Annotated in this window: 7 protein-coding genes, 1 rRNA gene and 1 pseudogene; 6 read left to right on the top strand and 3 right to left on the bottom strand. The window is 38.7% G+C overall.

Features of this window, described 5'->3' with window-relative positions; all coding sequences use genetic code 11:
- Window positions 1-42: 42 nt before the first annotated feature.
- A 5S ribosomal RNA gene (gene rrf / locus GJS40_RS10745) occupies window positions 43-159 on the top strand.
- A 301-nt stretch (window positions 160-460) separates the two neighbouring features.
- Here rrf and GJS40_RS10740 read toward each other — a convergent pair.
- Window positions 461-598 (bottom strand): hypothetical protein, encoded by a 138-nt coding sequence (locus tag GJS40_RS10740; protein WP_270897862.1) that lies wholly within the window; start codon window positions 596-598, stop codon window positions 461-463.
- A gap of 217 nt (window positions 599-815) precedes the next feature.
- On the opposite strand from GJS40_RS10740, the gene bioA reads away from it, so the two are divergent.
- From bioA to bioC, 5 genes are read left to right on the top strand one after another with little or no spacing between them, the layout of a single operon-like run.
- Window positions 816-2183: an adenosylmethionine--8-amino-7-oxononanoate transaminase gene (gene bioA, locus GJS40_RS10735; RefSeq protein WP_270897861.1), complete on the top strand. Its 1368-nt coding sequence runs from the start codon at window positions 816-818 to the stop codon at window positions 2181-2183.
- Window positions 2176-3366, top strand: a complete 1191-nt coding sequence (gene bioF / locus GJS40_RS10730; RefSeq protein ID WP_270897860.1) for an 8-amino-7-oxononanoate synthase — start codon at window positions 2176-2178, stop codon at window positions 3364-3366. Before bioA ends, bioF begins: the two co-directional genes overlap by 8 nt.
- Window positions 3363-4061, top strand: coding sequence for a dethiobiotin synthase (gene bioD / locus GJS40_RS10725; protein ID WP_270897859.1), 699 nt, complete (start codon window positions 3363-3365; stop codon window positions 4059-4061). The genes bioF and bioD overlap by 4 nt, the downstream gene beginning before the upstream one ends.
- The gene (locus GJS40_RS10720; RefSeq protein ID WP_270897858.1) at window positions 4058-4837 is read left to right on the top strand and encodes an alpha/beta fold hydrolase; all 780 of its coding nucleotides are present in this window, start codon (window positions 4058-4060) and stop codon (window positions 4835-4837) included. The genes bioD and GJS40_RS10720 overlap by 4 nt, the downstream gene beginning before the upstream one ends.
- Entirely contained in the window at window positions 4827-5663 is an 837-nt protein-coding gene (gene bioC / locus GJS40_RS10715; protein ID WP_270897857.1) for a malonyl-ACP O-methyltransferase BioC, read from the top strand. The genes GJS40_RS10720 and bioC overlap by 11 nt, the downstream gene beginning before the upstream one ends.
- A gap of 31 nt (window positions 5664-5694) precedes the next feature.
- On the opposite strand, the gene GJS40_RS10710 is transcribed toward bioC, so the two are convergent.
- Window positions 5695-7863: a cell division protein FtsA gene (locus GJS40_RS10710; protein WP_270897856.1), complete on the bottom strand. Its 2169-nt coding sequence runs from the start codon at window positions 7861-7863 to the stop codon at window positions 5695-5697.
- A 196-nt stretch (window positions 7864-8059) separates the two neighbouring features.
- Window positions 8060-8305 (bottom strand): annotated as a pseudogene (locus GJS40_RS10705) (IS4 family transposase); the annotation flags it as partial.

The raw sequence follows: 8305 nt of genomic DNA, 5'->3' as shown, positions 1-8305 counted from the left end.
GAAGGATTTCCACGCCAAGTGGAAACGACAAATTCATACTTGTCCGGTGACCATAGCAAAGAGGACCCACCCGTTCCCATGCCGAACACGGAAGTTAAGCTCTTTAGCGCCGATGATAATGAAGGGGAGACCCTTTGTGAAAGTAGGACGTTGCCGGGCAGTAATAAAAGAAGGAGATTCACTATGAAAATAATGAATCTTCTTCTTTTATTTTGGTAATTATTTTAATAAAAATGAAGTGTTTCAACATCTCTTCATGATCAAACGATTTCTTTTCAGTATTTAATAAAAGTTTTAAGGAAAATAAAAAGCTATCTCAAAAAGTTTTAAACAATTACTTTTGAGATAGCTTATTTTACGTAGTATCCATATGCGCGTCTATTGATTACAATCACTTCCTTAAAATCCTTACGCGTTTCTCGTCGATTACAGTCGTGAAAAAAATGTAATCAGCTGTGACTCATTTATGCAAATAGTTTGAGAAACTTTGGTAAACAGCAATGTTGTCTGTTAAAAGAAGGACTGGGAGAAACACGAATGTCGCTAATAATAAAACATTGGCAAGGAGAAAAGAACGAGTATATTTCCATCCTTTCATCACATCACCTCACTAAATATCTAAATATTTTTATTCTTTCCATAATGTTAACATAATTGTCACGATATCACAACAGTTTTTAAAAAAACCTATTTGATTTCTCAATAGGCCAGACAATTTTAAAGGAATAGATTGACAGTCATTTTTAATTATGTTTTCATATATGTAAACCTTAACAAATTTAAGGTTAACATATAATTTAAAAAGGGTGACTGGAATGAATCACTTTCGTCATGAAGAACTTCTCCAAAAAAGTAAAGAATATGTGTGGCTTCCTTTTACGCAAATGAAAGATTACGATCAAAACCCATTAATTATTGCAGAAGGAGAGGGAATTTATTTAAAAGATACAGAAGGGAACAAATATTACGATGGCAACTCTTCAGTCTGGTTAAACGTCCATGGTCACAACAATAAATTTTTGAATGAGGCTATTAATCGTCAATTAGAAAAAATTTCACATTCCACGCTACTTGGAATGGCAAATGTGCCAGCGGTATTACTTGCTGAAAAGTTAGTGCAATTATCTCCTTCGTCATTAAAAAGAGTATTTTATTCGGACAGTGGAGCAACTGCTGTGGAAATTGCTTTAAAAATGGCTTTCCAATATTGGCAAAATAAAGGATTTTCAAAAAAGAAAAAATTTATTACGATGAATAACGGTTATCACGGCGATACAATTGGAGCTGTCAGTGTAGGTGCTGTTGATTTGTTTCATAAATTATATAAGCCCTTGTTATTTGACAGCTATAAAGTACCTTATCCATATACATATCGCCATGAAAGTAGCGAAGCGGAAGTATGTAAAGAAGAGTGTTTATTTGAATTAGAAAAGATATTAGTTTCTCACCATGAGGAAATCGCGGCACTGATTTGTGAGCCGATCATGCAAGGGGCAGGTGGAATGATTCGGATGCCAGACGGCTACTTATCAGAAGTGGCCTCTCTTTGCCGAAAATACGATGTACTGCTGATCACTGATGAAGTGGCGACAGGATTTGGGCGTACGGGAGAGTGGTTTGCTTGTGATCACGAAAATGTAGAGCCAGATATTATGACGGTGGCGAAAGGATTAACGGGTGGCTACTTACCGGTCGCAGCGACACTGACAACAGAAAAAATATATGAAGCATTTTACGATGACTATGAAAAAATGAAAACATTTTTTCACGGACATTCCTATACAGGAAATCAATTAGGCTGCACCGTTGCGCTCGCAAATATCGAACTGTTTGAACAAAATAAAGTGATAGAAAACGTGCAAACAGAGTCTAAAAAAATCGCACCGTCTTTAGAATCTCTTAAAGAGTTGCCTCATGTCGGAGATGTTCGAGGCATCGGTTTTATGGTTGGTGTGGAATTAGTGAAAAACAAGGAGACGAAAGAACCGTTCCCGTGGGAAGAACGAATGGGTTATCAAGTAACGTTAAAAATGCGGGAATTAGGTATGATCTCGAGACCGATGGGGGATGTTCTCGTATTTATGCCTCCGCTTATTACACAAGAAAAAGATTTGCGTGAAATGATTCATATTATGAGAAAAGCTATCCAGCTCGTGACAGAAAGGAAAGCGGTCGATGTTTGATATAGAAAGGCAACTGAGAAGATGGGAAAAGCGTGGTTTCTTGCGGATCCTTCGTACATTGGAACAAGCTGCGAAACCGGTAACGATTATCGAAGGTAAAGAAATGTTGCTATTTTCAAGTAACAATTATTTAGGTTATACAACTGATGAGCGGTTACAAAGAGAAGCAATCAAGGCAATCGAAAAGTACGGAACTGGAAGTGGAGGTTCGCGTTTAACTACCGGTAATTTTTCTTTACATGAAGCATTAGAAAAGGAAATTGCCCAATTCAAAGGAAAGGAAGCGGCACTGGTTTTTAGCAGTGGCTATTTAGCGAACATTGGTGTTATTTCGTCTCTTATGAAAAGAGGAGACATCATTCTAAGCGATGAATGGAATCATGCGAGTATTGTGGATGGGTGTGCGTTAAGTAAGGCGGAAACAATTGTTTATAAACATGTGAATATGGATGATTTGGAACGGAAATTACAACAGGCTATGGTGAAAAAGAGCCGAAATGGACGTATTTTCATCGTGACTGACGGTGTATTTAGTATGGATGGAGATATGGCGCCGTTAGTAGATATCGTTCATCTTTCAAAAAAGTATGATGCTTTCGTCATGGTAGACGATGCTCACGGCACAGGAGTGATCGGAGAAACGGGAGCAGGAACAGCGGAGTATTTTGGGGTGACAGAAGAGATTGATTTACATGTCGGAACACTTAGTAAAGCAATTGGAGGAGAAGGAGGTTACGTTGCGGCTTCAAACACGTTGATTCGTTATTTTCACCATCAAGCACGATCGTTTATTTTTCAAACGTCATTGTCTCCAGCGATGGTGGCAACTGCCTTAACAGCGATTCAATTGTTACCAAAGGAAACAAGGAAGAGAAATCATTTAATGGATTTAACGTATCGTTTGAGAGAAGGATTAACAAAGGCAAACTTTATCATTTCACCTGTAGATGACCCAACGCCGATTACATCTGTTATTTTAGGAGATGCCAAAAAAGCAGTATTGTTTTCGAAAAAACTAGCCGATTTCGGCATGTACGCACCAGCAATTAGACCTCCAACAGTCCCATTAGGGAAAAGTCGGATTCGGATTACTTTGATGGCAACGCACACGGAAGCACAAGTCGATCAACTCATTCATGCTTTCCGTACAATTGGTCAAGAAATGGAAGAGGTGTTTTCATGAGTCAACGTGGACTGTTTATTACTGGCACAGACACAGGTGTTGGAAAGACGTTGATTACCGCAGCATTAGGGCGCATGTTATCCGAGGAAGGATTAGACGTTCGAATGTTTAAGCCGATGATGAGCGGTGTAAAAAGAGAAGATGCTCAAAGTGATGCTGCCATTCTTCAGAAGTTTGTGCCAGGAAAACTATCATTAGAACAAATGAACCCGTTTCAGTTTAATGCCCCATTATCTCCTTATATGGCAGCGAAAAAAGAAGGAAAATCAGTTTCCTTTCAAAGAGTGATAGAAGCTTGGGAGACCATAAAAAATAATCACTCTTATTATTTAGTTGAAGGAGCGGGAGGATTAGCTGTTCCCCTTGGGGAGCATTACACCGTAGCGGACGTTGCTAAAGCTCTCCGTTTTCCGTTGTTAATTGTTGCTCGACCGACATTGGGAACGGTCAATCATGTTTTACTCACGATTGAGTATGCAAAGACAAAAGGACTAGACGTTTTGGGAGTCATTTTAAACGAAACAAATGTGAACAATCAAGATGACTGCAGTAAAGAAGACAATCCACATTTAATTGAAACATTCGGTCGTGTGTCGGTGCTCGGTTCTATTCCGTATATAAAAGATCGGACCGTAACATGTATCACCCACACTGTTCGGAAACATATTCGTTGGAAGGAGGTTATTCTCGGATGACTTCTTCTTATATATTGTTACCAGGGTGGAGTATGCATCAAAGTGTTTTTTATCCTCTTCAATCGGTACTAAGTCAATACGCCCCTACCATTTGTGTAGATTATAGAAATATCGCTTCGAAAGAAGAAATAACTAATAGAACAAAACAAATGATTGCAGCAGTTACTACGTCTTCGACTTTCGATCCCATGAAGAATAAGGGTGACGATAATAGTAAGGTTACCTTAATCGGTTGGTCTCTTGGTGCCATTGCTGCATTGGAAACAGCGCTCGCTCTTCCGGAAAAAATAAATCGTCTCATTCTAATTAGTGGCACCGCTTGTTTTGTACAAGAGAAACGAAAAGGGTGGTCTGCGCGTATTGTAAAGAAAATGCAAGAAAGTATAATATCCTCTCCAGAAGAAACGTTAAAAGCATTTGATCAACTGTTATTTTCAGAAGAAGAAAAGGAAAAGTGGCTGCCGTACTTTGTTGAGTGTATACGTCCCTCTTTTAGTAAAGACTCTCCTAAGTCATTATTTTATGGCTTAGATTACTTACTTTACACCGATGTAAGGGAAAAGTTGTCCGCTCTACATGTACCTACACTGTTTATTCATGGGGAGAAAGATCAGATATGTCCGCTCGCCGCAGTCACGACGATCACGAAAAAAATCCCACATTCTCAAATGCATATAGTTCCAAATGCAGGCCATGTGCCGTTTTTGACGCAAAGAGAGCAATGTCTTGATAAAATATTAGAATTTTGTTTGGAGGAAGTAGCGGATGGGAAGTAAAAAACTGTTGAAAAAACGTTTTTCTATACATGCAGCCACCTATGATGAGTATGCGCACGTACAAAAAGAAATGGCCAAGCGCTTAATGAAACATGTTTTACACGTTACTGCCAAAACAGATAAAATAAACTTTCGTATTTTAGAAATTGGATGTGGTACAGGCTATCTTACAAAACAGCTCCTCACCCATTTTCCGTTCGCTCACATTACGGCAGTAGATTTAGCACCTGGAATGATTGAAAAAATTAAAACAAAAGTACGTAGTTCAAGAGTATCGTTCTTCTGCGGCGATGCAGAGAACATGCATTGGAATGAAAGGTATGATTTGATTGTTTCCAATGCAACGTTTCAATGGTTTCATCATCTTTCAAAGACCGTTTATCAATTAATGAACGCGTTAAATGATCAAGGGGTGCTTTGTTTTACCACCTTTGGTAACAACACCTTTCATGAATTACATACGTGTTATGAACTTGCGAAAAAGCATTTAAAATTAGAAAAACGTTTTGCCCAAAGTACAGCAGGTCCCTTATTTGATTCCTTGAAGCAGTTAAGTAAAAAGATAGAAATGGTCTTTGAAAGCAACTCGGAACTTGTGCAAATAAGGGGGGAGGAATGGGAACATCGCGAATGGTATCCTTCGGTGAGAAATTTCTTACAGTCTATTAAGAAAGTAGGAGCTAGTAGTAGTACGAGTGAAAATTCTATTCAACGTCCTTCTTTTTGGAAAGAAGTGATTCGTCTATATGAAGAAAAATATGAGAAAGACGGACTCATTCGAGCGACATATCATCCGATGTTAATGAGTTTGAAAAAAGTGAACTAAGAGATAGGATACCCCTAAGTTCCGTCACGAACTAGGGGGTTTGCTTTCTTTCATGTAATGGCTCAAAAGTTATTTCTAGTTTATCTCCAGATTGAATTGGTGCGGTGAAGGTTGTAGGGGCACCGTTTTTTTTCATCACAAATCTTTCTTTTTTCGTAGAATCGACGTTCATTTGCACTTCACGAAATACATCTTGAAAAATAAATACCAATGGACTTTCTTTTTGCATATGTAACGATTCTCCGTTTATTAATGGCTTATTGAAAGATAGTGGAACACCATTCCTTGTAATGGTTATGGCTCGTTTTTTTAGCGTAACTGGTTTGTTATTAAAGAAAACATCGATAGAATGTTCAAAAGGCTCATTTAATTTTAATAAAAGATCTTTTACCGTAGGATGAGCTCGTTCGATTCGTTTACATTCGATGAAATCATTGGCTTGCACAGAGATGTCGAGCGTCGCAATTTGTCCATTTTTCCAGATTTTCCAGTCTTCGTATGGGAGGGTGATTCGTTCGTCGTTTACGTAAACATAAAATGGTGTAGGAAAAGGAAGGGCTGCTTCTTTCAGTACTTCTTTTATATTGGTTGGAAAATGTACTTCAATTTGATCATTGTCTTGGATGGGTTCATCTTTTTGAACGACTATTCCGTTCTTTGTTATTTTCGCTTCAAGGATCTTCTTTTTCCCGTTTATACTCAATGACACTGAAGGTAATTCTTCTAATAAATGACCGACAGTAGCAGTCGCTGGTCGTCCATCGGCACCTTGCTTTACTTCTAGTACGTCACGTGCATGTAACGGATCATCAAGTCGGGCGGGTTTGCCATTTTTTTTAATCATTGGTGGTTCTCCGTGTGTACCTGGAAGGGTAATTCGCTGTCCATTGACGGTGACAAACATTGCCATTCCCGGCTTTCCGTATAATTTCTTTAAATCCATTCCGAAAGCTAACAAGCCATCTCCCACGGTCAGTTCTTTCACATCAAATAATCGCAAGACTTGTTGATTCACAGTAATACTGACATATTGTATCGGACTTTCTTTTGCGGTAATACCAATGCCGATGGGAGTCACAAGTTCTGGACTTACTTTGACATTATCTTTAATGGTTAAATCTTTAATCGCATCGATTGAGCGGATGGCGACGCGATTTGAAGGAAGCTGCAGTTGTTTTGCGATTGATTCACTAATATAAGGTGTAAGGCTACCACCACCGACAAGCATCACTGCTTTCGGAGGTTTTGCATTTAATGTGCGTATTTCTTCTGATATTGCTTTTGCCAGTTGTTCGATGGCTGGATGAATTGTTTTTAACACTTCTGCTTTTGAGAGAGAAGTCTCCATACCAAGAACGTCTGTCATTGTAATTGTATCGATTTCATGATTAGATAATTGTCGTTTTACATTCTCTGCCTCGTGGAAATCAAGAAGGAATTCGTCACTTATTGCTTCGGTAATAACGTCTCCGGCAGTGGAAACCATCCCATAGGCGATGACTGTATTATCATCTGTAATGGCAATATCGGATGTACCAGCTCCAATATCGACAAGGGCGACATTTAACCGTCTCATTGACTTTGGAATAAGAACATTAATGGCAGCGATCGGCTCCAACGTTAATGCTTCCAGTTCCAAACCAGCACGACTGAGTGAAGCCATTAAAGAATCGATCACAACCTTTGGAAGAAAAGTAGCAATGACTTCTACAGCGGCTTCCTCACCAGTTTGATCAATAAGACTACCGATTGGTTCTCCATCTAGGTGGTAATGAAGCGTGGAATAACCGACACAATGATAGTCACTATGTTTCTCTTCATTTTCTTCTTCGTTTACGAGGGCAAACTGAGCTTTTTGGACAGCACTTAATTCAAGGTGGAGGACGTCTTGTTCTGTCATCAATGTTTTTCTAGAAATATCCACTGATGCTTTTCCTCGTTTTGTTTTCAATGAACGTCCTGCTGCCGCGACACAGACCGAACGTAAGGGACCGTGGCGTGCTTCTAACTTTTTATGTATTGAAGAAATGACTTTTGCAACTAGCGGGATGTGATGAATTTGACCATGAAGCATAGACCGTTCTTCATGTTCCATCATTTCTATGTCAAGGAGTGTATATCCTTGTTCTTTAGGCGTTAACAACAAGCCGACAACGGATCTAGTACCGATGTCTAAGGCAAAAATAGGTGAATCATTCATTGAAGCCACCTTCTCATCTTCATAATTTTAATGTGCCAAACGAAATGTATTATTATCGCTAGAATAGGAGACACCTTCATTATGTAGAAATGTATCATATTTTTGCAATTTTATAAATGTATCTCATAGATTTATCCTGCATGAAAAAAAGGCTTTCGTCTTTTTCGAAAGGACGAAAGCCAGTTATATAATATACTCAACTTTCGCACACAGAAATATTTAAGCATTGCTTGATATAATTAGGCATAGTGGCCAACCATTTATTCATTTGATTTTTAAAGATGTCCATGTTCAAAGAAACCTCGGCTTCCGCCGAAGTTTGGAAAAGGTCAATAAGTGATTGAAGGGCAGTAATAAAATCTATGTCTTTTACATCTTCGCAAAGGATGTAAAAAAGGTTGCCAATCGTCTTAGGATCCTCCTCTTTTCGCATTTGCCAAGC

It is taken from the genome of Aliibacillus thermotolerans, assembly GCF_027853235.1.
GTDB classification, from domain to species: Bacteria; Bacillota; Bacilli; order Bacillales; family Marinococcaceae; genus Aliibacillus; species Aliibacillus thermotolerans.
Note: the sequence above shows the minus strand (reverse complement) of the source record. Positions and strands in the feature narration are given on the sequence as shown.

Bases quoted from the DNA above. Each gene is read 5' to 3' on its own strand.
- GJS40_RS10740 (WP_270897862.1), bottom strand. From the start codon at position 598: ATGAAAGGATGGAAATATACTCGTTCTTTTCTCCTTGCCAATGTTTTA.
- bioA (WP_270897861.1), top strand. From the start codon at position 816: ATGAATCACTTTCGTCATGAAGAACTTCTCCAAAAAAGTAAAGAATAT.
- bioF (WP_270897860.1), top strand. From the start codon at position 2,176: ATGTTTGATATAGAAAGGCAACTGAGAAGATGGGAAAAGCGTGGTTTC.
- bioD (WP_270897859.1), top strand. From the start codon at position 3,363: ATGAGTCAACGTGGACTGTTTATTACTGGCACAGACACAGGTGTTGGA.
- GJS40_RS10720 (WP_270897858.1), top strand. From the start codon at position 4,058: ATGACTTCTTCTTATATATTGTTACCAGGGTGGAGTATGCATCAAAGT.
- bioC (WP_270897857.1), top strand. From the start codon at position 4,827: ATGGGAAGTAAAAAACTGTTGAAAAAACGTTTTTCTATACATGCAGCC.
- GJS40_RS10710 (WP_270897856.1), bottom strand. From the start codon at position 7,863: ATGAATGATTCACCTATTTTTGCCTTAGACATCGGTACTAGATCCGTT.